This window comes from Streptomyces sp. NPDC056452 (assembly GCF_042796085.1).
GTDB lineage: Bacteria > Actinomycetota > Actinomycetes > Streptomycetales > Streptomycetaceae > Streptomyces.
Map to the genome: position 1 here is coordinate 1 of NZ_JBHTRI010000022.1, position 26,728 is coordinate 26,728.

At 70.0% G+C, this 26,728-nt stretch carries 28 protein-coding genes; 12 read left to right on the plus strand and 16 right to left on the minus strand.

Annotated features, from left to right (window positions below; translation table 11 throughout):
• Positions 1-430: 430 nt before the first annotated feature.
• Positions 431-1,072: a DNA-3-methyladenine glycosylase gene (locus ACFQ6X_RS21670; RefSeq protein ID WP_383183744.1), complete on the minus strand. Its 642-nt coding sequence runs from the start codon at positions 1,070-1,072 to the stop codon at positions 431-433.
• A gap of 87 nt (positions 1,073-1,159) precedes the next feature.
• Between ACFQ6X_RS21670 and ACFQ6X_RS21675 the strand changes: the two genes are divergently transcribed.
• From ACFQ6X_RS21675 to ACFQ6X_RS21685, 3 genes are all read left to right on the plus strand, one after another.
• Positions 1,160-1,942 carry a sporulation protein gene (locus tag ACFQ6X_RS21675; protein WP_383183746.1) on the plus strand — a complete coding sequence of 261 codons (783 nt, stop codon included), beginning with the start codon at positions 1,160-1,162 and terminating at the stop codon, positions 1,940-1,942.
• 55 nt (positions 1,943-1,997) lie between these two features.
• The gene (locus tag ACFQ6X_RS21680; RefSeq protein WP_383183748.1) at positions 1,998-2,531 is read left to right on the plus strand and encodes a YbhB/YbcL family Raf kinase inhibitor-like protein; all 534 of its coding nucleotides are present in this window, start codon (positions 1,998-2,000) and stop codon (positions 2,529-2,531) included.
• A gap of 141 nt (positions 2,532-2,672) precedes the next feature.
• On the plus strand, positions 2,673-3,179 hold the full coding sequence (locus tag ACFQ6X_RS21685; protein WP_329212538.1) for an HNH endonuclease: 507 nt from the start codon (positions 2,673-2,675) through the stop codon (positions 3,177-3,179).
• A 49-nt stretch (positions 3,180-3,228) separates the two neighbouring features.
• On the opposite strand, the gene ACFQ6X_RS21690 is transcribed toward ACFQ6X_RS21685, so the two are convergent.
• From ACFQ6X_RS21690 to ACFQ6X_RS21705, 4 genes are all read right to left on the minus strand, one after another.
• Complete coding sequence (locus ACFQ6X_RS21690) at positions 3,229-3,996, minus strand: sulfite exporter TauE/SafE family protein (protein ID WP_383183750.1); 768 nt, start codon at positions 3,994-3,996, stop codon at positions 3,229-3,231.
• A gap of 84 nt (positions 3,997-4,080) precedes the next feature.
• A complete protein-coding gene (locus ACFQ6X_RS21695; RefSeq protein ID WP_329212534.1) occupies positions 4,081-5,010 on the minus strand; it encodes an SPFH domain-containing protein in 930 nt (309 codons plus the stop codon).
• Between the two features lie 128 nt (positions 5,011-5,138).
• Entirely contained in the window at positions 5,139-5,567 is a 429-nt protein-coding gene (locus tag ACFQ6X_RS21700) for an NfeD family protein (RefSeq protein WP_383183752.1), read from the minus strand.
• A 67-nt stretch (positions 5,568-5,634) separates the two neighbouring features.
• Positions 5,635-6,432 carry an ABC transporter ATP-binding protein gene (locus ACFQ6X_RS21705; protein ID WP_351177483.1) on the minus strand — a complete coding sequence of 266 codons (798 nt, stop codon included), beginning with the start codon at positions 6,430-6,432 and terminating at the stop codon, positions 5,635-5,637.
• Between the two features lie 122 nt (positions 6,433-6,554).
• On the opposite strand from ACFQ6X_RS21705, the gene ACFQ6X_RS21710 reads away from it, so the two are divergent.
• Positions 6,555-7,334 (plus strand): hypothetical protein, encoded by a 780-nt coding sequence (locus tag ACFQ6X_RS21710; protein ID WP_383183754.1) that lies wholly within the window; start codon positions 6,555-6,557, stop codon positions 7,332-7,334.
• Positions 7,335-7,399: 65 nt separating this feature from the next.
• Here the strand turns inward: ACFQ6X_RS21710 and ACFQ6X_RS21715 are convergent, their stop codons facing one another.
• From ACFQ6X_RS21715 to ACFQ6X_RS21725, 3 genes are all read right to left on the minus strand, one after another.
• Entirely contained in the window at positions 7,400-7,651 is a 252-nt protein-coding gene (locus tag ACFQ6X_RS21715; RefSeq protein WP_329212526.1) for a chaplin family protein, read from the minus strand.
• A gap of 162 nt (positions 7,652-7,813) precedes the next feature.
• Positions 7,814-8,458, minus strand: coding sequence for a response regulator (locus tag ACFQ6X_RS21720; RefSeq protein ID WP_383183756.1), 645 nt, complete (start codon positions 8,456-8,458; stop codon positions 7,814-7,816).
• Positions 8,451-9,596, minus strand: coding sequence for a GAF domain-containing sensor histidine kinase (locus tag ACFQ6X_RS21725; protein WP_383183758.1), 1,146 nt, complete (start codon positions 9,594-9,596; stop codon positions 8,451-8,453). Before ACFQ6X_RS21725 ends, ACFQ6X_RS21720 begins: the two co-directional genes overlap by 8 nt.
• Positions 9,597-9,777: 181 nt before the next feature.
• On the opposite strand from ACFQ6X_RS21725, the gene ACFQ6X_RS21730 reads away from it, so the two are divergent.
• The 3 genes from ACFQ6X_RS21730 to ACFQ6X_RS21740 all read left to right on the plus strand — a co-directional run bounded on the left by ACFQ6X_RS21730 (position 9,778) and on the right by ACFQ6X_RS21740 (position 12,610).
• Entirely contained in the window at positions 9,778-10,491 is a 714-nt protein-coding gene (locus ACFQ6X_RS21730; protein WP_383183760.1) for an SDR family NAD(P)-dependent oxidoreductase, read from the plus strand.
• Positions 10,488-11,573, plus strand: coding sequence for an S-adenosylmethionine:tRNA ribosyltransferase-isomerase (locus ACFQ6X_RS21735; RefSeq protein ID WP_383183762.1), 1,086 nt, complete (start codon positions 10,488-10,490; stop codon positions 11,571-11,573). The genes ACFQ6X_RS21730 and ACFQ6X_RS21735 overlap by 4 nt, the downstream gene beginning before the upstream one ends.
• 272 nt (positions 11,574-11,845) lie before the next feature.
• Complete coding sequence (locus ACFQ6X_RS21740; protein WP_383183764.1) at positions 11,846-12,610, plus strand: transglycosylase SLT domain-containing protein; 765 nt, start codon at positions 11,846-11,848, stop codon at positions 12,608-12,610.
• Positions 12,611-12,748: 138 nt separating this feature from the next.
• Here ACFQ6X_RS21740 and ACFQ6X_RS21745 read toward each other — a convergent pair whose 3' ends face one another.
• Complete coding sequence (locus ACFQ6X_RS21745; RefSeq protein WP_383183765.1) at positions 12,749-15,286, minus strand: FHA domain-containing protein; 2,538 nt, start codon at positions 15,284-15,286, stop codon at positions 12,749-12,751.
• Between the two features lie 279 nt (positions 15,287-15,565).
• Between ACFQ6X_RS21745 and serB the strand changes: the two genes are divergently transcribed.
• Positions 15,566-16,813 (plus strand): phosphoserine phosphatase SerB, encoded by a 1,248-nt coding sequence (serB, locus tag ACFQ6X_RS21750; RefSeq protein WP_383183767.1) that lies wholly within the window; start codon positions 15,566-15,568, stop codon positions 16,811-16,813.
• 71 nt (positions 16,814-16,884) lie between these two features.
• Here serB and ACFQ6X_RS21755 read toward each other — a convergent pair whose 3' ends face one another.
• The 4 genes from ACFQ6X_RS21755 to ACFQ6X_RS21770 all read right to left on the minus strand — a co-directional run bounded on the left by ACFQ6X_RS21755 (position 16,885) and on the right by ACFQ6X_RS21770 (position 19,308).
• A complete protein-coding gene (locus tag ACFQ6X_RS21755) occupies positions 16,885-17,403 on the minus strand; it encodes a SixA phosphatase family protein (RefSeq protein WP_383183769.1) in 519 nt (172 codons plus the stop codon).
• 107 nt (positions 17,404-17,510) lie between these two features.
• A complete protein-coding gene (locus ACFQ6X_RS21760) occupies positions 17,511-17,717 on the minus strand; it encodes a hypothetical protein (protein WP_383183771.1) in 207 nt (68 codons plus the stop codon).
• 146 nt (positions 17,718-17,863) lie between these two features.
• Positions 17,864-17,983 (minus strand): SGM_5486 family transporter-associated protein, encoded by a 120-nt coding sequence (locus tag ACFQ6X_RS21765; protein ID WP_329212505.1) that lies wholly within the window; start codon positions 17,981-17,983, stop codon positions 17,864-17,866.
• 17 nt (positions 17,984-18,000) lie between these two features.
• Complete coding sequence (locus tag ACFQ6X_RS21770; RefSeq protein ID WP_383183774.1) at positions 18,001-19,308, minus strand: CynX/NimT family MFS transporter; 1,308 nt, start codon at positions 19,306-19,308, stop codon at positions 18,001-18,003.
• Positions 19,309-19,435: 127 nt separating this feature from the next.
• Here ACFQ6X_RS21770 and ACFQ6X_RS21775 point away from each other — a divergent pair, with 127 nt between their 5' ends.
• Positions 19,436-20,110: a FadR/GntR family transcriptional regulator gene (locus tag ACFQ6X_RS21775; protein WP_383183776.1), complete on the plus strand. Its 675-nt coding sequence runs from the start codon at positions 19,436-19,438 to the stop codon at positions 20,108-20,110.
• A 60-nt stretch (positions 20,111-20,170) separates the two neighbouring features.
• Here ACFQ6X_RS21775 and ACFQ6X_RS21780 read toward each other — a convergent pair whose 3' ends face one another.
• The 3 genes from ACFQ6X_RS21780 to fabG form a co-directional block, all read right to left on the minus strand.
• Entirely contained in the window at positions 20,171-20,536 is a 366-nt protein-coding gene (locus ACFQ6X_RS21780; protein WP_383184000.1) for a hypothetical protein, read from the minus strand.
• Positions 20,537-20,688: 152 nt separating this feature from the next.
• A complete protein-coding gene (gene fabI / locus ACFQ6X_RS21785; protein WP_329212499.1) occupies positions 20,689-21,456 on the minus strand; it encodes an enoyl-ACP reductase FabI in 768 nt (255 codons plus the stop codon).
• 5 nt (positions 21,457-21,461) lie between these two features.
• On the minus strand, positions 21,462-22,181 hold the full coding sequence (gene fabG, locus ACFQ6X_RS21790; RefSeq protein WP_383183777.1) for a 3-oxoacyl-[acyl-carrier-protein] reductase: 720 nt from the start codon (positions 22,179-22,181) through the stop codon (positions 21,462-21,464).
• A gap of 223 nt (positions 22,182-22,404) precedes the next feature.
• Here fabG and ACFQ6X_RS21795 point away from each other — a divergent pair, with 223 nt between their 5' ends.
• The 3 genes from ACFQ6X_RS21795 to tyrS all read left to right on the plus strand — a co-directional run bounded on the left by ACFQ6X_RS21795 (position 22,405) and on the right by tyrS (position 26,662).
• Complete coding sequence (locus ACFQ6X_RS21795) at positions 22,405-23,928, plus strand: TldD/PmbA family protein (protein ID WP_383183778.1); 1,524 nt, start codon at positions 22,405-22,407, stop codon at positions 23,926-23,928.
• Positions 23,925-25,319 carry a metallopeptidase TldD-related protein gene (locus ACFQ6X_RS21800; RefSeq protein ID WP_383183780.1) on the plus strand — a complete coding sequence of 465 codons (1,395 nt, stop codon included), beginning with the start codon at positions 23,925-23,927 and terminating at the stop codon, positions 25,317-25,319. The genes ACFQ6X_RS21795 and ACFQ6X_RS21800 overlap by 4 nt, the downstream gene beginning before the upstream one ends.
• Before the next feature lie 74 nt (positions 25,320-25,393).
• Complete coding sequence (tyrS, locus tag ACFQ6X_RS21805) at positions 25,394-26,662, plus strand: tyrosine--tRNA ligase (protein WP_383183782.1); 1,269 nt, start codon at positions 25,394-25,396, stop codon at positions 26,660-26,662.
• The last annotated feature ends 66 nt before the right edge of the window (positions 26,663-26,728 follow it).

The following is a 26,728-nucleotide window of genomic DNA, read 5'->3' on the forward strand; positions in this document are numbered from 1 at the left end:
CCCGTTTCACCGGGGCCCTCCGGGCGCTTCCCTTCGTTCTTGCGTTTCCGACTCTATCAGACTCTTTCGTGTCCGATTCCCGGTCGAAGCGGGTTTCGCTTTCCAGTTCTTCGCTTTCGCGTTTCCCTTTCCGGCGATTCCAACTTTACCAGACTCTTTTTCGTTCCGTTTCCGGTCCGAATTTGATTCCGGTGGCCTGTGGACTGGGCCTTTGCCTTTCGGCGTGTTCACTACGCTAGCCGATTTCCGTGGTGACTCATAATCGAGCCGTGGGACAAATTCCGGCATGCCGAAATTGCGCCCGTCAGGGCGAATCGTAGGTAGTGGTTGGCCCTCTCCGGATGCTCCGACCCGGTCCGATGGACCGTGCCAACAACAACTGCATCCGTTCAAGCGGCTCGGACTACATTAGGCAACGGGCAGGGGCGAGTCAAGTTGTGCGACGGCGTGGCGCATGGGCCCTGTAGGGGCTCACCGTGGGGTCGCCGTCGATCCAGAAGCGCCACGGCTGATGGGAACCGTCACCACCCACCCCGGTGCGCGGGCCGCTTCGCACCTGGTCACGGTGTGGCGGGGTGCCACGCAGCAGGGACAGGGGGCGGCCCGGTCCTTCGACGACGTCGCTGCCGTTGAGCGTCCGGTCGACGCCGAGGGCAGTGGCCAGGCGGGCCGGCCCTTTGGCCAGTTCTCTGTCATGGCGGGCCGAGAACCGACGTTTGCGGGCCGTCTCGGCACCCACGCCGATCTCGCCGGCCCGGAGCAGGACACCGCTCGCCGTTCCCTCCGGGCCGCACACCAGGTTGAGGCAGTGCCACATCCCGTACGTGAAGTAGACGTACGAATGGCCCGGCGGGCCGAACATCACGCTGTTGCGTGGTGTGGGACCGCGGAAGGCGTGGGAGCCGGGATCGATCTCGCCGGCGTACGCCTCCACCTCGGTCAGCCGCAGCTCGATGGGGCCGTCCTCACCGGCGCGGACGAGCACGCGCCCCAGGAGGTCGGGGGCCACGTCCAGGACCGGCCGGTCGAAGAAGTCCCGCGTCAGCGGCGTACGGTCCATGCCCTCGTCCATGGCGTCCGAGGGTACTGGGATCGCCGCTCCGGGAACCGGCTACGGTCGTGACGCGTATGTAGGGGTCAGGACCAAGGAGGAGAAATCATGGGCTTCAAGCGGTTGCTCGCGAGCATGGGTGCCGGCGGTGCCTCGGTGGAAACCGAGCTGACCGAACTCAACGTCGTCCCCGGCGGCGTCGTTCAGGGCGAGGTGCGGATCCAGGGCGGTTCCGTCGACCAGCAGATCGAGGGACTTTCGGTCGGTCTGCAGGCCAGGGTCGAGATCGAGGGCGCGGACCAGGAGACCAAGCAGGACATCGAGTTCACCAAGCTGCGTCTCGGCGGTGCCTTCGAGGTCAAGGCGGGCGCCGTTCACGTCGTGCCGTTCGGGCTCGAGATTCCGTGGGAGACCCCGATCACGACGTTCGCCGGACAGCACCTGCGCGGCATGAACATCGGGGTGACCACGGAGCTGGAGATCGCCCGTGCCCTGGACTCGGGCGACCTGGACCCGATCAACGTGCACCCCCTGCCTGCTCAGCAGGCCATCCTGGACGCCTTCGCGCAGCTCGGCTTCGGTTTCCGCAGCGCGGACATGGAGCGCGGCCACATCCGTGGCACGCGCCAGCGTCTGCCGTTCTACCAGGAGATCGAGTTCGTCCCGCCGCAGCAGTACCGCGGGCTCAACCAGGTCGAGCTGACGTTCGTCGCCGACGACCGCGAGATGGACGTCGTGCTGGAGATGGACAAGAAGCCGGGTCTCTTCAGCGAGGGCAGCGACTCCTACCGCGCGTTCAAGGTCGGCCACAACGACTTCCAGGGCACGGACTGGGCCGCGTACCTCAACCAGTGGCTCGCCCAGGTCGGCGGACAGCGCAACTGGCTCTGACGGGCTCTAGGGTCGGTGGGGAGAGACTTCACAGCCGATCAGGAGAGGTGCTGACGTGACCGAGCCGAAGAGGGCGCCGTTGCCGCACGACTTCCATCCCGAGGTCCCGCCGTTCACCGTGGTGAGCAAGGACCTCGCGCCGGGAGCCGTGCTGGCGGACGCGCAGGTGTTCGCAGCGGGTAACACGTCGCCGCAGTTGCGGTGGGAGGGCTTCCCCGCGGAGACGAAGACCTTCGCCGTGACGTGTTTCGACCCGGACGCCCCGACGGGCAGCGGGTTCTGGCACTGGGTGGTCTTCGACATCCCGGCTTCGGTCACGGAACTCCCGGCCGGCGCGGGGAGCGGCACGTTCGACGGGCTGCCCGCGGGCGCCGTCCAGGCCCGTAACGACTACGGGTCGAAGGACTTCGGCGGTGCCGCGCCACCGGCGGGCGAGAACCACCGCTATGTCTTCACCGTGTACGCGGTGGACAGCGAGAAGCTCGGGCCGGACAGCGACGCCTCGCCTGCCGTGGTGGGATTCAATCTGCGGTTCCACACCCTGGGACGGGCCCAGCTGATCGGTGAGTACGCGTCTCCCGAAAGCTGAGCGTTCGCCTCCTGTTTGCCCTGCCCTGGTCTTGGAGAGATCAGGGCAGGGCATTTTTTATTGCGTTGTCCATCACGGCTCGCCCGGCCAGAGTTGATCCGGGCCAGCCAGGAGGCGGCCGGCACACGGGAGGTGGGCAGGATGCGGGACACACTGGTGCTCAACGCGAGCTTCGAGCCGCTGTCGACGGTGACACTCAACCGCGCGGTGGTGCTGATCCTGCAGGACAAGGCTGTGGTCGAGCAGTCGCACCCAGGACTCCGTATGCGTGGTGCGGCCGTCGACATCCCGGTGCCCGTGGTGATCAGGCTCTGCCGGTACGTACGGGTGCCGTTCCGAAGACACGCCCCGTGGTCCAGAAGGGGTGTGCTCATACGGGACCAGCACCGGTGCGCGTACTGCGGACGGCGGGCCAGCACCGTCGACCACGTGGTGCCGCGTGCCCAGGGGGGTCAGGACACCTGGCTGAACACCGTGGCCTCGTGCGCCGAGGACAACCACCGCAAGGCGGCCCGGACGCCGGAGCAGGCGGACATGCCGTTGCTCCGGAAGCCGTTCGTGCCCTCGCCCGCGGACGCGATGCTGCTCGCGCTCGGGGCCGGTGACCGGTCGGTCCTGCCGGAGTGGCTGGCGCGGTCCGCGGCGTAGCCCGCGAGGTTCACGGAAGCCCGTCTCCCCCGGGAGGCGGGCTTTGCCGTCAGCGGAGCAGTAGCTGGACGATCGCCGCGGTGCCGACGATGACGATGAGGGCGCGCAGGAAGCCCGGGCTGAGCTTGCGGCCGACCTTGGCGCCTATCTGGCCGCCGATCGCCGACCCGACGGCGATGAGGACGACGGCCGTCCAGTCGAAGTCCGCGACGAAGAGGAAGAAGAGTGCCGCGACGCTGTTGACGACGGCGGCGAGTACGTTCTTGACGGCGTTGAGGCGCTGCATCGTGTCGTCGAGCAGCATGCCCATCAGGGAGAGGTAGATGATGCCCTGGGCAGCCGTGAAGTAGCCGCCGTAGACGCTGGCGAGGGTCAGTCCCGTGAACAGGAGCGGCCCGCCGTCGGGGCGGGCGGGGGCACCGGTGTGTGCGCGGCGGCGCTGGACGGCCTTGCTGATGCGGGGCTGCAGGATGACCAGTACGAGGGCGAGTGCCACCAGGACGGGGACGATCGTCTCGAACGCCGTTGGGGGCAGGGCCAGCAGGAGTGTGGCGCCGGTGAGGCCGCCGATGAGTGCGCCGGTGCTCAGTTTGATGATGCGGCGGCGCTGGCCTGCGAGTTCGGCCCGGTAGCCGATGGCACCGCTGATCGAGCCCGGGATGAGACCGAGGGCGTTGGAGACGGTGGCGGTGACCGGCGGCAGGCCGGTGGCGAGCAGGACGGGGAAGGTGATCAACGTGCCTGAGCCGACGATCGTGTTGATCGTGCCCGCGCCGACTCCGGCCGCGAAGACCGCGAGAGTTTCCCAGATGGACAAGGCCATCCCCTTCGATGGTCAGTGACGCCTCCCCGCCATGAAGGTCGAGGGGCCTCACTGATCATGCACGAAGGTCTTTCGCGGTCAGTCGACCGGGGGCTGCTCGCGGCGCTCCGGTCCCGTGCTGAAGCCGGGGGCGCCACTGCCGAGGTTGCCGAAGGCGCCGCTGAGGCCCTTGAGCGCGTCGCCGATCTCGCTGGGCACGATCCAGAGCTTGTTGGCGTCGCCCTCGGCGATCTTCGGAAGCATCTGGAGGTACTGGTAGGAGAGCAGCTTCTGGTCGGGGTCTCCGGCGTGGATGGCCTCGAAGACCGTACGAATGGCCTGGGACTCGCCCTCGGCGCGCAGGGCGGACGCCTTGGCCTCACCTTCGGCGCGCAGGATCGCGGACTGCTTCTCGCCCTCCGCGGTGAGGATGGCGGACTGCCTGATGCCTTCCGCGGTGAGGATCGCGGCGCGCTTGTCACGGTCGGCGCGCATCTGCTTCTCCATCGAGTCCTGGATGGAGGTGGGCGGTTCGATGGCCTTGAGCTCGACGCGGTTGACGCGGATGCCCCACTTGCCGGTGGCTTCGTCGAGGACTCCGCGCAGGGCCGCGTTGATCTCCTCGCGGGAGGTCAGGGTCCGCTCGAGGTCCATGCCGCCGATGATGTTGCGGAGGGTGGTGACGGTGAGCTGCTCGATCGCCTGGATGTAGCTGGCGACCTCGTAGGTCGCGGCGCGGGCGTCGGTCACCTGGTAGTAGATGACGGTGTCGATGTTGACCACCAGGTTGTCCTGGGTGATCACCGGTTGGGGCGGGAAGGGAACGACCTGTTCACGGAGGTCGATCCGGTTGCGGATCGAGTCGATGAACGGGACGACGATGTTCAGACCGGCGTTGAGGGTGCGGGTGTAGCGCCCGAAGCGCTCCACGATGGCGGCACTGGCCTGTGGGATGACCTGGATCGTCTTGATCAGGGCGATGAAGACGAGCACCACCAGAATGATCAGGACGATGATGATCGGTTGCATCGTGTGCCCCGTGCCCTTCGGTTGCCGACGGATCGCGATGATCGAGGTCGAGTGCTCATGACGGTTGCATTCTCATGATGATCGACTTCGAGTTTGGCAGACTGCGGGCTGCCGCGTGACCGGTTCGCTCACATGACGACGGCCGTTGCACCGTCGATCTCGACGACATCGACCTGTTGTCCGGGTTCGAAGCTCTGATCGCTGTCGAGCGTGCGCGCTGACCAGACCTCGCCGGCCAGCTTGATGCGGCCGCCACTGCCGTCCACCCGTTCCAGCACGACGGCTTGACGGCCTTTCAGCGCGTCGATGCCGGAGGCGTGATGGGTCTGGCCGGCGCGGTGCCTGGCGGCGATCGGGCGTACGACCGCGACCAGCGCCACGGACACCAGAACGAAGACCAGTACTTGGGCGACGACGCCACCGCCGAGTGCGGCGACGACCGCCGCAGCCACGGCTCCGACGGCGAACATCCCGAACTCGGGCATCGCGGTCAGGACGAGGGGGATACCCAGTCCCACGGCGCCGATCAACCACCATACCCACGCGTCGATTTCCACGTGTTCATCGTAGGACCGCAGGTGCCCTCGCGGACAGGGCGCCGGGGGACGGCTGTTGTGCGGATCCTCAGGAGAGCGGGAGCCCCTTGGCGGTGTAGCGGTCGCCGGTGTGCTCGACGACGAGCGGCAGGCCGAAGCAGAGGGAGAGGTTGCGGGAGCTGAGCTCGGTCTCCATCGGGCCTGCGGCGAGCACCTTCCCCTGACGGATCATCAGGACGTGGGTGAAGCCGGGCGCGATCTCCTCGACATGGTGGGTGACCATGATCATGGAGGGGGCGTACTGGTCACGGGCGAGCCGGCCCAGGCGGCGGACCAGGTCCTCGCGGCCGCCGAGGTCGAGGCCCGCGGCGGGCTCGTCGAGCAGGAGGAGCTCGGGGTCGGTCATCATGGCGCGGGCGATCAGGGTCCGCTTGCGCTCACCCTCGGAGAGGGTGCCGAACTTGCGGTCGAGGTAGTCGGTCATGCCCAGCCGGTCGAGGAAGGCGCGGGCGCGCTCCTCGTCGACGGCCTCGTAGTTCTCGTGCCAGGTGGCGGTCATGCCGTACGCGGCGGTGAGTACCGTCTGCAGCACGGTCTGGCGCTTGGGAAGCTTCTCGGCCATCGCGACACCGGCGATCCCGATGCGGGGCCGGAGCTCGAAGACGTCGGTGCCGACTCCGCCGAGCTCCTCGCCGAGGATCCTGGCCTTGCCGGTGCTCGGGAAGAGGTAGCTGGACGCGATGTTGAGCAGCGTGGTCTTGCCGGCGCCGTTCGGCCCGAGGATGACCCAGCGCTCCCCCTCCTTGACCGACCAGGAGACATCGTCCACCAGAGCGCGTCCGTCGCGGACCACGGATACGTCCACCAGCTCCAGTACATCGCTCATGAGCGCGTTGTCTCCCCATGCAGTCTCGAGATCGTCGCGTGCCTGTGGGCACAGCTCCCAGGGAAAACCTACGCCACCCGAAGAGTGCTCCAGCCCTTAGGGCGGTTGCCTAGGCTGTCCCCATGCTTTCGGAACCACGCTCAGGGCGGCTGGCCGCATGGGGAAACGCACTTTTGGCCGGACTTGTGTCACCGGACGACGCTGCGCTCGCGATTGTCGGGGAGGACGCGGTGCACCGCGTCGAGGGGCTGCCGGGTGAGGCGGGGCCCGTCGGGCTCACGCTGGCGCTCGGCCGGCTGAGGGGGCTGGGCGCGACCGGTTTCCGGGTCGCGCTGCCGGTGCCCGGGCATCCACTGGGGCTCAGCGGGCCGCCGGACTTCAACGCGCGGGCACTGGACGCCGAGGAGGCCGTGGTCACGTCAGGAGCTCCGTACGGACTCGTGCCGGAGGTGACTGAGGCGGGGCCTGCCGGGGACGTGCACGTCGAGGTGGTGTGGCGGTGTCTGCCGGTGCGGGAGGCGCCGCCGGCCGATGTGCCGTCGCTGGGCGAGGCGGAGCGGGAACTGGCGGAGGCCCTGCGGGATGCGACGGCAGTGCTGTCCCGGCTGGATGTGGCGGGTTCCGGACCGGTGGCCGAGGCCGCGGTGGATGCGTACCGGGCCCGGGCGGAGCGGGGCCGTGAGGTGCTGGCTCCGGGGTATCCGGCACGGGCGGTACGGGTGCTGGAACTGGCCCAGCGGGTGGGGCTGCTGATCTCGGTGGCCCATGAGAACGGGCACGGCGGCGCGGTGAGCTCCTCGGAGATCGCGGCGCGGGGTGAGGCGCTGCGGCCGGTGGAACGGGTGGCCCGGCGGGCGCAGGTCGCGGCGTACAACGCGTATGTGGAGGAGCGGGGGCGCTAGGGCCCACACGCAACCGCCGGACGGGCCCGGAAGGCCCGTCCGGCGGTGGGGTACGGCAGCGCGGATCAGCCGTTCAGGCCGAGGTTGCCGAAGGCCGGGTTGAGCAGGCCGATCACGTTGACCGTGTTGCCGACCACGTTCACGGGGACGTGCACGGGGACCTGGACGAGGTTGCCCGAGGCGACGCCCGGGGAGCCCACGGCCGCGCCGTGAGCACCGGCGCCGTTGTGGCCCGTGGCGGAGGCAGCCCCGGCACCGGCGGCGATGAGTCCACCGGCGATCATGGTGACGGCAGCGGCCTTCTTCAGGTTCTTCACTTCAGGATCCTCCTCGCATCGCTGCGGCCGACCGCCGCAGCACGCCATGGAGAACGCCTCGGCGCCGCACAGGATGCGCCGTTCGGGTGACATACACCCGACAGTATGAATCTCGGACTGGAGTGGAACCGTCCGCTTCCCCTCCCCCGGACCTCGGGCCCGTCAGCCTGCCGCCCCGTGCCGGACGGCCCAGAGCGCGGCCTGCGTCCTGTCCGACAGATCGAGCTTCATCAGGATGTTCGACACGTGTGTCTTGACGGTCTTCTCCGACAGGACCAGCGCCCGGGCGATCTCCCGGTTGGAGCGGCCGTCGGCGATCAGCCCGAGCACTTCCCGTTCCCGTTCGGTCAGGGTGCTCCCCCGGCCCGTACCGCTGCCGGCGTCCTCCTGGGCCAGGAGCGCGCCCGCGACCTCCGGCTGGAGCAGGACGTGGCCCGCGTGGACCGAGCGGATGGCGCCGGCGAGCGCGTCCGGGTCGACGTCCTTGTACACGTACCCGGAGGCGCCCGCGCGCAGGGCGGGAACGACCGTGCGCTGTTCGGTGAAGCTGGTGACGATCAGTACCTTCGCGGGGTTCTCCAGCTCCCTGAGCCTGCGCAGGGCCTCGATCCCGTCCGTACCGGGCATCTTGATGTCCATCAGGACGACATCGGGCCGGAGCTCCTCGGCCCTGGCGACTCCCTCGGCCCCGTCGGAGGCCTCCCCGACGACCTCTATGTCGTCCTGGATCTCGAGGAACGTGCGCAGCCCTCGGCGGACGACCTGGTGGTCGTCGACCAGCAGCACCCTGATGATCCTGTCAGGCACAGGGGACCTCCATCTCGATCGTGGTGCCCTTGCCGGGCTCCGATGCAACGGTGAGCCTTCCCCCGACACTGCCCGCACGGTGGCGCATCGAGACCAGGCCCAGATGGCGGCCCGCGTGCCGGACGGCATGGGCGTCGAAACCGCAGCCGTCGTCGGCGATCCGCAGCACCGTGGCCAAGGGGTGCCGGCTGAGCGTGACGGCGACCTGTCCGGCGCCGGAGTGACGGAGGGCGTTGTGCAGGGCCTCCTGGGCGACCCGGAGCAGCGCCTCCTCCTGGGCGGAGGGCATCGCCCGCACCCCGGCGCTCTCGAAGGTGACCCGGGCGGTGTGCGCGCGGTCCAGCACCTGGATCTGGGTACGCAGCGTGGCGACGAGACCGTCCTCGTCCAGGGCGGCGGGGCGCAGCTCCACGACGGCTGCGCGCAGCTCGTCCACGGCTTCGGCGGCCAGGGCCGCGACCTGCTGGAGCTCGCCCTTGGCCCGGGCGGGGTCGCGGTCGACGAGCGCTGCGGCGGCCTGGGCGGTCAGCCGGAGCGAGAAGAGCTTCTGGCTGACCGCGTCGTGCAGCTCATGGGCGAGCCGCGAGCGCTCCTCGGCGATCGTGAGCTCGCGGCTGCGTTCGTACAGTCTGGCGTTGACGAGCGCGATCGCCGCGTGCTGGGCGAGGATCGCGAGGAGTTCCTCGTCCTCCTCCGTGAAGCCGCAGCTGCCCTCGGGCTTGGGGCAGCGCTTGTTGGCGAGGAAGAGCGCGCCGATGATCTCGTCGCCGTCCTGGATCGGCAGGCCCAGGAAGTCGGACATGTCCGGGTGGGCGTCGGGCCAGCCTTCGAAGCGCGGGTCCTTGCGGACGTCGGCGAGCCGCTCGGGCTTCGCCTCGTGGAGCATCGCGGCGAGGATGCCGTGCTGCCTGGGCAGCGGTCCGATGGCCTTCCACTGCTCGTCGCTCACCCCGTCCACGACGAACTGGGCGAAGCCCCCGTGGTCGTCGGGGACGCCCAGGGCCGCGTACTCGGCGTCGAGCAGTTCACGGGCGGAGGCGACGATCGTCTTGAGGACGTCCCGCATTTCGAGGTGCCGGCTCATGGCGAGCAGCGCGGCACTCACCGTGGCGAGGCCCGACGGTGGGCGATGACTCATGTCCTCACCGTACCGGCGGGCCCCCCGCGGCCGTATCGGGCTGTGGACGGCCGTCGGATGGGGCTCGGGGACTAGGTCGAAGTGCCTTGCGCGGGTGCGGCTCATGGACGAGGCGGCGGCGGGGGCCGGGTTCCTACGTTGGTGGGGTCGGAGCTTCACGAGGTACGAGGGGACGGTTGCCATGCCGATCGCGATGATCACGGGTGCGTCGAAGGGGCTGGGGCGTGCGCTGGGAGCGGCGCTGGCCCAGCGGGGCTGGGATCTGGTCCTGGACGCCCGGACCGCCGGGCCGCTGCGGGAGACCGCGCAGGAGCTGGGCCGCCTGTACGGGACACGGGTGGTGGCCGTTGCCGGGGATGTCACGGACGGGGCGCACCGCAAGGCCCTGGTGGCCGCCGCCGGGGAGCTGGGCGGGCTGGATGTGCTGGTGAGCAGTGCGAGCGCCCTGGGTGCCGAACCGCTCGTACGGCTGGAGGCGCTGCCCCTGGCCGGGCTGCGGGAGGCGCTGGAGACGAATGTGGTGGCGGCGCTCGGCCTGGTGCAGGAGGCGCTGCCGCTGCTGAGGGCATCGGCGGCGGGGGCGGTGGTGACGGTGAGCTCGGACGCGGCTGCCGAGCCGTATCCGACGTGGGGCGGTTACGGGGCGTCCAAGGCCGCGCTCGACCAGCTCGCCGCGGTGCTGGGCGAGGAGGAACCGGGTCTGCGGGTGTGGGCCGTGGATCCGGGCGACATGCGGACGGACCTCTATACGGCGGCGGTGCCCGGGGACACGGAGCCGCGGCCGGGTCCGGAGAGCGTGGCGCCCGCGTTCGTCCGGCTGCTGGAGCGGCGGCCGGCCGGCGGGCGGTATGCGGCCGCGGCCCTGTTGGAGGAGACGGACCGGGGGCAGCGATGACGGCGCTGGATGCCCTGCGGGTGCCCGCCGAGCTGTCCGCCCGGGTCCCGGCCGAGCAGCGGGGTGCCGGGCGTGACGACGTGCGGCTGCTGGTGTCGCGGGGGACGGCGGTCTCGCACCGGGCGTTCCGGGACCTGCCCGGGCAGCTGCGGGCCGGGGACGTACTCGTGGTGAACACGTCGACGACGCTGGCGGCCGCGGTGAACGGCCGCGTCGGTGGTGAGCGCGTCGTCGTGCACTTCTCGACCCGCGGGGAGGACGGCCGGTGGGCGGTGGAACTGCGCCGCCCCGACGGGAACGGGACCACGCGGCCACGCCCCGGGGGCCCGGCGGGAGCAGCTGTGCGGCTGCCGGGCGGGAACGCGCTGGTGCTGGACGAGCCGCTGGGGCCCGCTGCGGGCGCCAGGCTGTGGTGGGCGCGGGTGCCGCGGGACGTACCCGGGCTGCTGAGCCGGTACGGGCGGCCGATCCGGTACGCGTACACGGAGCGGGACCAGCCGCTGTCCGCCTACCAGACGGTGTTCGCCGTTCCCTCGCCCGACGGGGCGGGGTCGGCGGAGATGCCGAGTGCGGCGAGGCCGTTCACCGCGGGGCTGGTGGCGGCGCTGGTGAGCCGGGGGGTGCAGTTCGCCCCGCTGTCCCTTCATACGGGGGTGGCGTCGACCGAGGCGCACGAGCCGCCCTATCCGGAGCGGTTCGCGGTGCCGCGCACGACGGCGTGGCTGGTCAATGCGGCGCGGGCGGGTGGCGGCAGGGTCGTCGCCGTGGGGACGACGGCGGTGCGGGCCCTGGAATCGGCGGCAGGGGCGGACGGGGTGGTGCGCGCCGCCTCGGGCTGGACGGACCTGGTGGTGACGCCGCAGCGGGGCGTGCGGGTGGTGGACGGGCTGCTGACCGGACTGCACGAGCCGGAGGCCTCGCACCTGCTGATGCTGGAGGCGATAGCCGGGCGGGCCGTGCTGCAGGCCGGTTACACCCAGGCCCTGCGGCATCGGTACCTCTGGCACGAGTTCGGGGACGTCCACCTCCTCCTGCCGGACTCAGAAGCTAACACTCCGCATTACAGGAGCAACGTTTCGTGAGCTCGAAGGGGTCCCCATGTGAGCCCAGGCATAGGGCCCACGTCACTTACGAAGACGAATAGTTGGAGCAAAACGGGCAATACTCCGGGCCTCAAACCGGACAAGGAGGTACGAACGACCCCCCGTTCCACTATGCAGCTTCGTACGTCACACCTTTGCCAGGCCGTTTTGCGGTCGCTAAGAATTGCACTCGTCCCCGACGGAGATGCGCACCGCCGCTTCCGTCTGCGTCCTCGCCGAGGACCCCCTGCAATTCGAAGAGGTACGACTGTATGTCCGTGTCCCGCATCTCCAGCCGTAGCCGTCGCCTGAACAAGGCGCAGAAGCTCTCCGTCGCGGGGGTCTCCACCCTGGCCGCCGCCGCTCTCGCTTTCTCCCTCGTCCCGGACAACGCCTCGGCGTCGACCGAGCCGCAGGCCATCTCCGGTGCGCCGGTCGCCTTCGCCGGTGCCGCGCAGACCAAGAGCGTCCAGTCCAGCATCATCGAGCAGCACTCCACCGCCGCGCAGCTGGTGAAGGCCGCCGACTCCGCCAAGGCCCAGGCCGCGGCCGCCGAGAAGAAGGCAGCCGCGAAGAACGAGGCGAAGGCCAAGGCCGTCGCCGAGGCCAAGAAGGACGCCGCAGCCAAGAAGAAGGCTGCCGCCAAGGCCAAGGCCGACGCGAAGAAGCGTTCCGCCAAGAAGGCCAGCCGTGCCGCCGACCGCAAGCCGGTCTACGCCAACAACCTGGACGGCTGGATTCGCGAGGCTCTCGCGATCATGGACAAGAAGAACATCCCCGGCACGTACGAGGGCCTGCACCGCAACATCATCCGCGAGTCCAGCGGTAACCCGCGCGCCATCAACGACTGGGACATCAACGCCATCAACGGCGTCCCGTCGAAGGGCCTGCTGCAGGTCATCAAGCCGACGTTCGACTTCTACCACGTCCCCGGCACCAAGCACGACCAGTACGACCCGGTCGCGAACATCACCGCTGCGGCCAACTACGCCGCGGACAAGTACGGCTCGATCGACAACGTCGACAGCGCGTACTGAGCCACGCACCGAGCTAGGCCTGGCATTTGAGGGCCCGCCGGTCCGCAGCGTCGCGTGACCGGCCGGCACATGCCGAAGGGCGGCACCCCACGGGGTTGCCGCCCTCGGGCGTTTCCGGGCCCGGTCGGGCCGGACGCGTTACTTGCGCATCACCTCGGGCTCGTGGCGCCGCAGCATCCGCGAGACCGCCACGAAGAGGACGGCGCTCATCACGAGCATCACCGTGATGTTGACCCCCCACTGACCGGCCGAGTGCTCCCAGAGCGGGTCCAGGTCGGTCGGCTTCTTCGGGTCCCACGGCGGCATGAGATGGGCCATGTCCAGCGTGGTACCGGCCGCGGCCACGGCCCAGCGAGACGGCATCAGCCAGGCGAACTGCTCCAGGCCCGGGGAACCGTAGACCTGGAAGAGCACTCCGGTGAAGACGACCTGGACGATCGCGAACATGACGAGCAGCGGCATGGTCTTCTCGGCGGTCTTCACCAGCGCGGAGATCATCAGGCCGAACATCATCGACGTGAAGCCGAGCACGATGATCGACACGCAGATCTCCACGGCGGGCGGCATGAACAGGCCCTCGTCCGGAAGCTTCCGGGTGGAGAACCCGATCCCGCAGATGATCACGCCCTGGAAGGCGGTGATCACGCCGAGGACGATCACCTTGGAGAGCAGATAGGCGGAACGGGACAGACCGGTGGCCCGCTCCCGCTCGTAGATCACCCGTTCCTTGATCAGCTCTCGTACGGAGTTGGCCGCGGCGGCGAAGCACATACCGACCGCGAGGATCAGCATGATCGTCCCGGCCTTGCCGTTGAACCGGGAGGGCGGCTCGGGCTCCGCCAGGCCGAACTCCGCGGGGATGACCACGCTCACCACGCCGAGCACGGCCGGCAGGAGCACCATCAGGAGCAGGAAGCCCTTGTCGGACGCGATCACCGAGATGTAGCGGCGCATCAGCGTCCACAGCTGGGCCACCCAGCCGGAGGGCTTGGGGGGCCGGATCGCCTGCGGCGGCGGCATGTGTACGGGCTGCGCGGCGACGGCGTCGATGTCCGCCGCGTACATCTGGTAGTGCTGCGAACCGCGCCAGCGGCCCGCCCAGTCGTAGTCGCGGTAGTTCTCGAACGCGGAGAAGACGTCGGCCCAGGTGCTGTAGCCGAAGAAGTTCAGCGCCTCCTCGGGCGGACCGAAGTAGGCCACGGATCCGCCGGGAGCCATCACCAGGAGCTTGTCGCAGATGGCGAGCTCGGCCACGGAGTGCGTGACGACGAGGACCGTACGGCCGTCGTCGGCGAGCCCGCGCAGCAGCTGCATGACGTCGCGGTCCATGCCCGGGTCGAGTCCCGAGGTCGGCTCGTCCAGGAAGATCAGCGACGGCTTGGTCAGCAGCTCCAGTGCGACCGAGACGCGCTTGCGCTGGCCGCCGGAGAGCGAGGTGATCTTCTTGTCCTTGTGGATGTCGAGCTTGAGCTCGGCAAGGACCTCGTGGATCCGGGCGGTGCGCTCGGCCTCGGTGGTGTCCGCGGGGAAGCGCAGCTTGGCCGCGTACCGCAGAGCCCTGGTGACCGTGAGTTCCTTGTGCAGGATGTCGTCCTGCGGGACCAGTCCGATGCGCTGCCGCAGCTCGGCGAACTGCTTGTACAGGTTCCGGTTGTCGTAGAGGACGTCGCCCCGGTTGGCGGGCCGGTAGCCGGTGAGCGCCTTGAGCAGGGTGGACTTACCGGATCCCGACGGGCCGATGACGGCGATCAGGGACTTCTCCGGAACGCCGAACGAGACGTCCTTGAGGATGTCCTTCCCTCCGTCGACCGTCACCGTGAGGTGGCGGGCGGAGAAGGAGACCTCACCGGTGTCGACGAACTCTTCCAGCCGGTCGCCGACCAGCCGGAAGGTCGAGTGACCGACGCCGACGATGTCGTTCGGGCCGATGAGCGCGGAGCCGGACTTGCTGAGCGGCTGGCCGTTGACGTACGTGCCGTTGTGGGATCCGAGGTCGCGGATCTCGAAGCGGCCGTCGGGCGTCGCACGGAATTCGGCGTGGAGGCGCGAGACCTGGAGGTCGGAGACGACCAGCTCGTTCTCCAGCGCACGGCCGATGCGCATGACCCGGCCGAGGTCCAGCTGGTGGAACGTGGTCGGGCTCCGGTCCCCGTACACCGGCGGGGCCCCCGCGACACCGCCGGGACCGCCCGCTCCGGGCGCCCCGAGGCCCTGCTGGTGCGGGACCTGCGGCTGCTGCCAGGCAGCCTGCTGCTGTTGCTGTGCGGGGTCGTGCCAGCCGGCCGCCCCCTGCGGGGGCTGCTGGGGCTGCACGGGCGCGGGCGCCTGCTGCGCTGCCGCGGCCTGGCCGCTGTGGACACCGGCAGCCGCGGCAGCGCCGGTCAGGCTCAGCCGCGGCCCGTCCGTAGCGTTGCCCAGGTGCACCGACGAGCCGGGGCCGATCTCCATCTGCTGGATACGATGGCCCTGCACATAGGTGCCGTTGGTGCTGCCGTGGTCCTCGATGACCCAGCTGCGACCACCCCAGCTGATCGTGGCATGCCGCCAGGAGACCCTGGCGTCGTCGATCATCAGGTCACCCTGCGGATCGCGTCCGAGGGTGTACGACCTGGACGGATCGAGCGTCCAGGTCCTTCCATTCAATTCCAGTACGAGTTCCGGCACTCCGCGCCCCACTAGTTGTCCCCCGAGTTACCCCCGTTGCAGGGAGTCTAGGGATGCTGAACATCGTGGGGAACTATTCCAGGAGCAGTCCCCGAACGGAAAGCCGGGCGGGTGAAGACAGCGCGTAGGCCTGTGCGGTACCTCGGGCGACTCGGGAGATATCGCATCGGAGCATGGCAACCGGGGCGGCCGGCGCCGGCACAGCGGTGCGGCCACTCGGGTCGGGGGTGCTGTCCGCCACTCGGGACGGGCTTCGGCGGCCGTGCGCCGGACCTATACGGTGGAACCACCATGAGCGCACCTCAGTCTCCCCGGTCTCCTGAGCCCCTTGAGCCCCTTCAGGGCACAGACGAACCCACTCTTCTCGTCAAGATCTTCGGGAAGGACCGTCCAGGCATCACCGCCGGACTCTTCGACACCCTGGCCGCCTACTCCGTCGACGTCGTGGACATCGAGCAGGTGGTCACCCGAGGCCGCATCGTCCTGTGCGCGCTGGTCACCTCGCCGGCATCGGGCGGTACGACCGAGGGCGACCTCCGGGCGACCGTCCACAGCTGGGCGGAGTCGCTGAAGCTGCAGGCCGAGATCATCTCCGGTACGGGTGACAACCGGCCCCGTGGCGACGGCCGTTCCCATGTGACTGTGCTGGGGCACCCGCTGACCGCGGAGTCCACGGCGGCCATAGCTGCCCGGATCACGTCGACCGGCGGCAACATCGACCGTATCTTCCGGCTGGCGAAGTACCCGGTCACCGCAGTGGAGTTCGCGGTGTCGGGCACCGGGACGGAGGAGCTGCGGACCGCGCTGGCGACCGAGGCCGCCGGGATCGGCGTCGACATCGCCGTCGTGTCGGCCGGGCTCAGCCGCCGGGCCCAGCGGCTCGTCGTCATGGATGTGGACTCGACGCTCATCCAGGACGAGGTCATCGAGCTCTTCGCGGCCCATGCGGGCTGCGAGGACAAGGTCGCCGAGGTGACCGAGCAGGCGATGCGGGGCGAGCTCGACTTCGAGCAGTCGCTGCACGCGCGTGTGGCGCTGCTGGCGGGGCTCGACGAGTCGGTGGTGGACAAGGTGCGGACCGAGGTCCGGCTGACCCCGGGTGCCCGCACCCTGATCCGTACGCTGAAGCGGCTCGGTTACCAAGTCGGCGTGGTCTCGGGCGGATTCACCCAGGTCACGGACGACCTCAAGGAACGTCTCGGGCTCGACTTCGCCTCCGCCAACACGCTGGAGGTCGTCGACGGAAAGCTCACGGGCCGGGTCGTGGGCGACATCGTGGACCGTGCGGGCAAGGCCCGGCTGCTGCGCAGCTTCGCCGAGCAGGCGGGGGTGCCGCTGGCGCAGACGGTGGCGATCGGGGACGGCGCGAACGATCTGGACATGCTGAACACCGCGGGGCTCGGCGTCGCGTTCAACGCCAAGCCGGTCGTACGGGAGGCGGCGCACACCGCGGTGAACGTCCCGTTCCTGGACACGGTCCTGTATCTGCTCGGTATCACCCGCGAGGAGGTGGAGGCGGCCGACGGCCTCGTCGACTGAGCCCTCCGGACGCGTACCTACGAAGGGGCCCCGGCACATGGACAGTGCCGGGGCCCCTTCGTACGTCCTGCTCAGTCGTTCGGCGTCCAGTACTCGACGAGCTTGCCCACGCCCTGCTCCAGGCCCTTCCAGGATCCGGAGAACTCGACGACGGCATAGGCGGCCGTCGGGAAGCCGTCCCTGGTCATCCGGGCGAGGGTCTCCCCCTCCGCCTGGCCGGACAGCGCGTCCGCGGCACCGTGCATGCCGGGGTTGTGGCCGATGACCAGCAGATTCCGCACATCGTCCGGGGTCTCGTTGAACAGGGCAATCAGTTCTCCGAGGGAGGCCTCGTACAGCCTCTCCTCGTACACAGTCCTGGGACGCTGCGGGAATTCGTGGACCGCGAGCTTCCAGGTCTCGCGCGTCCTGGTGGCGGTCGAACACAGAGCCAGATCGAAGACGGTGCCGGAATCGGCGAGCCTGCGGCCGGCGACGGGGGCGTCTTTCCGTCCCCGTTCGGCCAGGGGCCGCTCATGGTCGGCCGCTTGCGACCATTCCGCTTTTGCGTGCCTGAGAAGGACGATCCTGCGAGGTGTATCGGCGCTCATACACCTCAGCTTCGCACGAAATGCGTGTCCGGGCGCAGGGTGTTGACGTGCTACCCCGTTGAGGGTGAATGACGCCGGGTGACCTGTGCGTGTCTGTCCGGGAGCCGTCAGGTGGTGAGCAGCTCCAGGATGCGCCCGAGCAGCCGTCCGATCGCGGGATCCCCGGTGGCGGCGTGCGCCTGACCCGGTCCCACGATCATGAGGAGGAGGGCGGCGAAGGCGACGGCAGGCAGCGCGACGGCCCACCACGGCAGCCGGATCTCGACGCTGTCCGGGGCCGGGCGGTGGGTCGGGGGTTGCATACGGGCCGACATGTCCGCCTCCGTGGGTCCTCGGCACTGAATACCTAGAACCTACGGATCGCGGGGCGGCGGTCCCATCCGGTGACCCACCCACTCGACCCTGAACCTGGCCCCCTAGGGGAGGGTGGGGCTAGCACCACCCTCGCTCGCGCGAGCCGCTAGGAGGGCGAGGCGATCGTGGCGATGACGCTGATGACGACCCCGATGAGAAGCATCGCCCCGAGGACGAGGAGAAACTTCTTCTGGCCGTTCTGAGGATTCGGATCGAGCACTGGCATGGGTCCAGTCTCGCATCTCAGCATTCGTCCTCGATCGTCCGGTCCCGTCCTGCCAGTACTCCCGCCACCATCTGCGGAACCATGAGCCCCGCCATCAGGGCGATGGGCAGGCCCCAGCCGCCGCTGTGCTGGTAGAGCACGCCGACGAGCAGCGGGCCGGGGATCGAGAGCAGGTAGCCGGTGGACTGGGCGAAGGCGGAGAGCCTGACCACGCCCGCACCGGTACGGGAGCGCATGCCGATCATGGTGAGCGCGAGCGGGAAGGCGCAGTTGGCGATGCCGAGGAGCAGGGCCCAGAGCCAGGCGCCGCCCGCGGGGGCGAGGTAGAGGCCCGCGTAGCCGATGAGGCCGCAGCCGCCCAGGACGAGGACGATCGGGCCCTGGTTCTTCAGTCGGGCGGCCGCCCGGGGGATCACGAAGGCGAGCGGCACGCCCATGGCCATGGTCACGGCGAGCAGGACACCGGCGGTGCCTGCCGGGATCCCCGCGTCGCGGAAGATCTGCGGCATCCAGCCCATGGTGATGTAGGCGGCCGTGGCCTGGAGGCCGAAGAAGCAGGCGAGTGCCCAGGAGGTGCGGCTGCGGGTGATCCTGAGGGAGGGGGCCTGCTGCCTGCGCCGTTCGGCCGGCTCCCCGTGGGCGCCGCCGCGGTCCCGTACGAGCGCCGCCCAGGGCAGGATCGCCGCGGCGGCGAGGGCGGCCCAGACGGCCAGCCCGGTCTTCCAACTGCCGCCCAGCGCGTCGGTCATGGGCACGGTGACGGCTGCCGCGAGCGCGGTGCCGAGGGCGAGGGCCATCGAGTAGAGGCCGGTCATGCTGCCGACGCGGTCCGGGAACCAGCGCTTGACGATGACGGGCATCAGGACGTTGCTGACGGCGATGCCCATCAGTGCGAGGGCGCTGGCGGCGAGGAACCCCGCGGTGCTGCCGACGAAGGGGCGGATCAGCAGGCCCGCCGTGATGGCGACCATTCCCGCGCAGACGACGGCGCCGGGCCCGAAGCGGCGGGCGAGCCGCGGTGCCATGAAGCCGAAGAGCGCGAAGCAGAGGGGAGGTACGGAGGTGAGGACCCCGGCGACGCTGCCGCTCATGTGCAGCCCGTCGCGCACTTCCTCCAGGAGCGGGCCGAGGCTGGTGATGGCGGGCCGCAGGTTGAGCGCGGCGAGGACGAGGCCGACGACGACGAGGCGCAGCAGCCACGGGGCGGGTCCCGGTGCCGGGCCGGAGCCCGGTACGGGGACGGCCGCCCGGGAGGCGGGGGCGCTCGGGATGGTTGCGCTCCGGGAGGCGGCGGGGATCGGGGTCCGGGTTTCGTCGTCGGGCATGAGGCCCATCATAGAATCATGGGATGATTGGTTGTCCACTCCGGGTCTCTCCCTCCTGAGAGAATTCCGGCACCCGCTCCACACAGCACGACCAGACCCGTTCCAAGGACCCCGAGCAAGGAGCACCATGGCGCTGACGTCTCCGCGGCGTTCGGCTCTCGCCGACCAGGTGATTGCCCAGCTGAGAAATCAGATCACTTCGGGCGAGTGGCCGGTGGGCTCACGGATTCCCACCGAGCCCGAGCTGGTCGAGCAGCTGGGGGTCGCCCGCAACACCGTGCGCGAGGCGGTGCGCGCGCTGGCGCACAACGGCCTCCTGGACATCCGGCAGGGGTCGGGGACGTACGTCGTCGCCACCAGCGAGCTCGCCGGTGTGATGCACCGCCGCTTCGCCGACGCGGACCCGCGCCACGTCGCCGAGCTGCGCTCCACGCTGGAGTCCTCGGCGGCCCGGCTGGCCGCCGCCCGGCGTACGGACCGGGATCTGCGTCAGCTGGACGCGCTGATGGCGCGGCGCGAGGCGACGTGGGCCGCCGGGGACGCGGAGGCCTTCGTCGCTGCCGACGCGACGCTGCACCTGGCCGTGGTCGCCGCCTCGCACAACGACGTACTGACCGAGCTCTACGCCGACCTCAACGGCTTGCTCCGCGACTATCTGCGCGACGATGTGGGCCCGGAGCTGCGCCCCGAGGAGCACATGGACCACGCACGGCTGGTCGAGGCGATCCGGGCAGGAGACGCGGAGACGGCCGCAGCCGAGGCCGCCAGCCATGCGCTGAACTGCCTGAGGGACCGCGTCTGAGGCTCCGGTGCGCTCCGGCTCGGGGCTCTGCGGGACCAAGGCTCCGGGACTCCGGGGCGCTCAGGGCCTGTGACTGACCCAGGCCGAGCCGACCTCTTTCCAGCACCGGTCCTCGAGGCGCACGGTCCGCCCCGGCTGGACCACGACAGCCTCTCCGTCCGCGTCGACGTCCCACCAGCGGCTGCACTCGGTGTGGAGCTGGACGTGGTCGGTGGTGGAGTCCGGGTTGTGGCAGTAGGCGACGACCCGGGAGCCGTCGACGGACGTACGGCATTCGGCGCCCGAGGGTTCCGGGGCCGGTGCGAGGGGTACGGCGGCCCCGGAACCCGCCCGGTTCGCCGCGTTCACGGCGACCGGGGCGAGGAGACCGGCGACGGCAGCCGCTGCGGCCATGAGGGCCCAGGTTCGGCGACGTGTGGAGCGCAGCACAGCGATCTCCTCCCCACAGCCTGACCAAAAGTCCGGTTCCTCCACATTCTGCGGTGGATCGACCATCTTTTCGACCTGAGACGCACGACGGCCGCGTACCGCCCCCCTCGCGAGGGAGTCGGTACGCGGCCGTGAGCGGCCTGCGGGACTCAGGCACCCATCATGTGCACGCCACCATCGACGTGGATGATCTCGCCCGTCGTCTTCGGGAAGAAGTCCGAGAGCAGCGCCACGACACCGCGGCCGGCCGGAGCCGGGTCGGCCATGTCCCACTCCAGCGGGGAGCGGTGGTTCCAGACGTCCGCGAGCTCGCCGAAGCCCGGGATGGACTTGGCGGCCATCGAAGCGAGCGGTCCGGCCGAGATCAGGTTGCAGCGGATGCTGTCCTTGCCCAGGTCACGGGCGAGGTAGCGGGAGGTGGCCTCCAGCGCGGCCTTGGCCGGGCCCATCCAGTCGTACTGGGGCCAGGCGAACTGCGCGTCGAAGGTGAGGCCGACGATCGAGCCGCCGTCGTTCATCAGGGGCTTGCAGGCCATGGCCAGGGACTTCAGCGAGAACGCCGAGACGTGCATCGCGGTGGCGACCGACTCGAACGGGGTGTTCAGGAAGTTGCCGCCGAGCGCGTCCTGCGGCGCGAAGCCGATGGAGTGCACGACACCGTCCAGCGAGCCGAGCTCCTCCTTGACCAGGCCTGCGAGCCGGTCCAGGTGCTCGTCGTTGGTCACGTCCAGCTCGATGACCTTGGCCGGCTTGGGCAGCTTCTTGGCGATGCGCTCGGTCAGTGTCGGCCGGGGGAACGCCGTCAGGATGACCTCGGCGCCCTGCTCCTGTGCCACCTTCGCGGTGTGGAACGCGATGGACGACTCCATCAGCACACCCGTGATGAGGATGCGCTTGCCGTCGAGAATTCCGCTCATGGTGATCAGTGACCCATGCCCAATCCGCCGTCAACGGGGATGACGGCTCCAGTGATGTACGACGCGTCGTCGGACGCGAGGAAGCGCACCGCGGCGGCGATCTCAGCGGGCTGCGCGTAGCGGCCGAGCGGCACCTGGGACACGATGCCCTTGCGCTGCTCATCGGTGAGCGCCTGGGTCATGTCGGTGTCGACAAACCCGGGTGCGACGACGTTGAACGTGATGTTGCGCGAGCCGAGCTCACGGGCCAGCGACCGCGCGAAGCCGACCAGGCCCGCCTTGGACGCCGCGTAGTTGGCCTGTCCCGCCGAGCCGAGGAGGCCGACGACGGAGGAGATGAGGACGACGCGGCCCTTCTTCGCGCGCAGCATCGCGCGGTTGGCCCGCTTGACGACCCGGAAGGTGCCGGTGAGGTTGGTGTCGAGTACCGACGTGAAGTCGTCCTCGGTCATCCGCATCAGCAACTGGTCCTTGGTGATACCGGCATTGGCGACCAGCACCTCCACGGGGCCGTGCTTCTCCTCGATCTCCTTGTAGGCCTGCTCCACCTGCTCGGTGTCGGTGATGTCGCACCGGACCGCCAGGCAGCCCGCGTCGGTGAGTGCCTGGGGCGGCTCGCCGGAGCGGTAAGTGATCGCGACCTTGTCGCCGTTGTCGGCGAAGGCGCGGGCGATGGCGAGGCCGATGCCCCGGTTTCCTCCGGTGACGAGAACCGAGCGGCTCAACGGATCACCCTTTCCTTGGCGGTCTGGTACATCGAAAACCTATCGGTACCGTGCCGGATAACGAGAATCGTCCTGTGACAGCGCCGCAGTGCCGCGACTGTTGGATCCCTACAGAACGAGCCTGCGGGGGGCCGGACACGTCAATTCCGGCGCACCCGGGCCCCGGGACCCCCCATGATTCACTGCGGAGACATTTTCCAGAGGTGGAGAAGGGGAGGCCCGCGTGGCCCACGAGGTAGATCAGTCGTTTCTGGCCCTGCCACTGCGTGCCCTCGCCGACGCGGCGCTCGCCCGCGCGCGTGCGCTCGGCGCGGTGCACGCCGACTTCCGGTTCGAGCGGGTACGGGGCGCCACCTGGCGGCTCCGGGACGCCCGGCCCTCCGGGACCTCGGACACCACCGACCTCGGTTACGCGGTGCGGGTGGTGCACGGCGGTGCGTGGGGGTTCGCGTCCGGGGTGGACCTGACGATGGACGCAGCGGCGAAGGTGGCCTCGCAGGCCGTCGCCATGGCGAAGCTGTCGGCGAAGGTGATCGCGTCGGCGGGGTCCGACGAGCGTGTCGAGCTGGCGGACGAGCCGGTGCACGGTGAGCGGAGCTGGGTCTCGGCGTACGAGATCGACCCCTTCTCCGTACCGGACGAGGAGAAGGCCGGGCTGCTCGCGGAGTGGAGCTCGCGGCTGCTGGCGGCGGACGGGGTCGCGCATGTGGACGCCTCGCTGATGACCGTCCACGAGAACAAGTTCTACGCGGACACGGCGGGGACCGTCACCACGCAGCAGCGCGTGCGCGTGCATCCTCAGCTGACGGCGGTGGCCGTGGACTCCACGACCGGTGAGTTCGACTCGATGCGGACCATCGCGCCACCGGTGGGCCGGGGTTGGGAGTACCTCACCGGCACCGGCTGGGACTGGGACGCCGAACTGGAGCGGATCCCGGGGCTGCTGGCCGAGAAGATGCGGGCGCCGAGCGTCGAGGCGGGGACGTACGACCTGGTCGTCGACCCGTCCAACCTGTGGCTGACCATCCACGAGTCGATCGGCCACGCCACCGAGCTGGACCGGGCGCTGGGCTACGAGGCGGCGTACGCCGGTACGTCGTTCGCCACGTTCGACCAGCTGGGGAAGCTGGCGTACGGCTCCCCCGTGATGAACGTGACGGGCGACCGCACCGCCGAGCACGGGCTCGCCACGATCGGGTACGACGACGAGGGCGTCGAGGCGCAGTCGTGGGACCTGGTCAAGGACGGGACGCTGGTGGGCTACCAGACGGACCGGCGGATCGCGAAGCTGACCGGGCTCGGCCGGTCCAACGGGTGCGCGTACGCGGATTCGCCGGGCCACGTCCCCGTGCAGCGCATGGCGAACGTGTCGCTGCAGCCTGATCCGGGCGGGCTCTCCACGGAGGACCTGATCGGCGGGGTGGAGCGCGGGATCTACGTGGTCGGCGACCGGTCCTGGTCGATCGACATGCAGCGCTACAACTTCCAGTTCACCGGGCAGCGGTTCTTCCGCATCGAGAACGGCAGGCTGGCAGGCCAGCTGCGGGACGTGGCGTACCAGGCGACGACCACGGACTTCTGGGGCTCGATGGAGAAGGTCGGCGGGCCACAGACCTACGTCCTGGGCGGCGCGTTCAACTGCGGCAAGGCCCAGCCGGGTCAGGTCGCGGCCGTCTCGCACGGCTGCCCCTCCGCCCTCTTCCGAGGCGTGAACATCCTCAACACGACGCAGGAGGCCGGGCGATGAGCCGCGTCAGCAAGCCGCACGAGATCGTCGAGCGCGCACTCGAGCTGTCCACCACCGATGGCTGTGTGGTCATCGCGGACGAGAACTCGTCCGCCAATCTGCGCTGGGCAGGCAACGCGCTCACCACGAACGGAGTGACGCGCGGCCGGACGCTGACCGTGATCGCGACCGTGGACGGCGCCCGGGGGACGGCCTCCGGCGTGGTGTCCCGTTCCGCCGTCACCACCGACGACCTGGAACCGCTCGTACGGGCCGCCGAGGCCGCCGCGCGCGGCGCCGGGCCCGCGGAGGACGCGCAGCCCCTCGTCTCCGGGGTGCCGGTGTCCGCCGCTTTCACGGACGCCCCCGCCGAGACGGGCTCCGATGTCTTCGCCGCCTTCGCCCCGGCGCTCGGCGACGCCTTCGCCCGCGCCCGCTCCGGCGGCCGTGAGCTGTACGGCTTCGCCAACCACGAGATGACCTCGACCTACCTCGGTACGTCGACGGGGCTGCGGCTGCGCCACGACCAGCCGAACGGGACGCTGGAGCTGAACGCCAAGTCGCCCGACCGGACCCGGTCCGCCTGGGCGGGACGGGCGACCCGGGACTTCTCGGACGTCGACCCGGCGGTCCTGGACGCGGAGCTCGCGCAGCGGCTCGGCTGGGCCGAGCGCCGGATCGAGCTGCCGGCCGGCCGGTACGAGACGCTGCTGCCGCCGACCGCGGTGGCCGACCTGCTGATCTACCAGTTCTGGTCGTCGAGCGCCCGGGACGCCGCGGAGGGCCGGACTGTCTTCTCCAGGCCGGGAGGCGGTACGCGACTCGGCGAGAAGCTCTCCGCCCTGCCGCTGACCCTGCGCAGCGACCCGCACGAGCCGGGCCTGGAGTCCGCGCCGTTCGTGATCGCCCACGCCTCCGGCGACGACGCCTCCGTCTTCGACAACGGGCTGCCGCTGGCGCCCACGGACTGGGTCAGGGAGGGCAAGCTGGAGCGGCTGACCACGACCCGGCACTCCGCGGGGCTCACGGACCTGCCGCTGGCCCCGGCTGTGGACAACCTGGTGCTGGACGGCGGCGGCAAGCGCTCGCTGGAGGAGATGGTGGCCGCCACGACCGGCCGGGCTCTGCTGCTGACCTGCATGTGGTACATCCGGGAGGTGGATCCGGCGACGCTGCTGCTGACCGGCCTGACCCGGGACGGGGTCTACCTGGTGGAGGACGGGGAGGTCCTCGGCGAGGTGAACAACTTCCGGTTCAACGAGTCGCCGGTCGATCTTCTGTCCCGGGCGTCGGAGGCAGGCCGCACGGAGAAGACGCTGCCGCGCGAGTGGGGCGACTACTTCACCCGGGCCGCCATGCCCGCGCTGCGGATCCCCGACTTCCACATGAGCTCGGTCAGCCGGGGCGTCTGACCGTCCTAGACTGAACCGCGTATTCCATCGACCCCATCTCGACCCATCTCGACCCCACAAGGAGCGAAAAGACCGTGACGGACATCGTCGACGAGCTGAAGTGGCGTGGGCTGTTCGCCCAGTCCACCGACGAGGACGCACTGCGCAAGGCTCTCGCGGACGGCCCGGTCACGTTCTATTGCGGGTTCGACCCGACCGCGGCGAGCCTGCACGTCGGGCATCTGGTGCAGGTGCTCACCATGCGCCGGCTCCAGCACGCCGGGCTGAAGCCGCTCGCCCTGGTCGGCGGGGCCACCGGCCAGATCGGTGACCCGCGGCCGACCGCCGAGCGCACGCTGAACGACCCGGAGACCATTGCCGCGTGGGTCCAGCGGCTGCGTGGGCAGATCGAGCCCTTCCTCACCTTCGAGGGTCCGAACGCCGCGACGATGGTGAACAACCTGGACTGGACCGCGGGCCTGTCCGCGATCGAGTTCCTGCGGGACATCGGCAAGCACTTCCGGGTCAACAAGATGCTCACCAAGGACTCGGTCGCCCGCCGGCTGGAGTCCCAGGAGGGCATCAGCTACACGGAGTTCAGCTACCAGCTGCTGCAGGGCATGGACTTCCTGGAGCTGTACCGGCGCTACGGCTGCACCCTCCAGCAGGGCGGCAGCGACCAGTGGGGCAACCTCACGGCGGGGATCGACCTGATCCACCGCGTGGAGCCGGCCGCCACCGTGCACGCGCTGGCGACCCCCCTGATGGTGAAGGCGGACGGCACCAAGTTCGGCAAGTCCGAGAGCGGGGCCGTCTGGCTCGACCCGGAGATGACGACGCCGTACGCCTTCTACCAGTTCTGGCTGAATGTGGACGACCGGGACATCTCCACGTACATGCGCATCCTCAGCTTCAAGAGCCGTGAGGAGCTCGAGGAGCTGGAGCAGCTCACCGCGGAGCGCCCGCAGGCCCGTTCGGCCCAGCGCGCGCTGGCCGAGGAGCTGACGACGCTGGTGCACGGCGGCGCGCAGTGCGCGGCGGTCATCGCGGCGTCGAAGGCGCTGTTCGGCCAGGGTGATCTCGGCGAGCTGGACGGGGCGACGCTGGGCGCCGCCCTGTCCGAGGTGCCGCATGCCGAGGTCACCGAGCTCGGCCCGGTGGTGGATCTCCTGGTCGAGGTCGGTCTGGCACCGAGCAAGTCGGCCGCCCGCCGCACGGTCAAGGAGGGCGGGGCCTACGTGAACAACGTGAAGGTCACCGATGGTGAGGCCGCCCCGGCCCGCGAGGAGCTGCTGCACGGGCGCTGGCTGGTGCTTCGCCGGGGCAAGAAGAACCTGGCGGCCGTCGAGGTCACGGCCGGCTGATCCGGCCGACGGCACCCGCGGCACAGCACGGCGGCCGGTCACGCGTGATGCGTGGCCGGCCGCCGT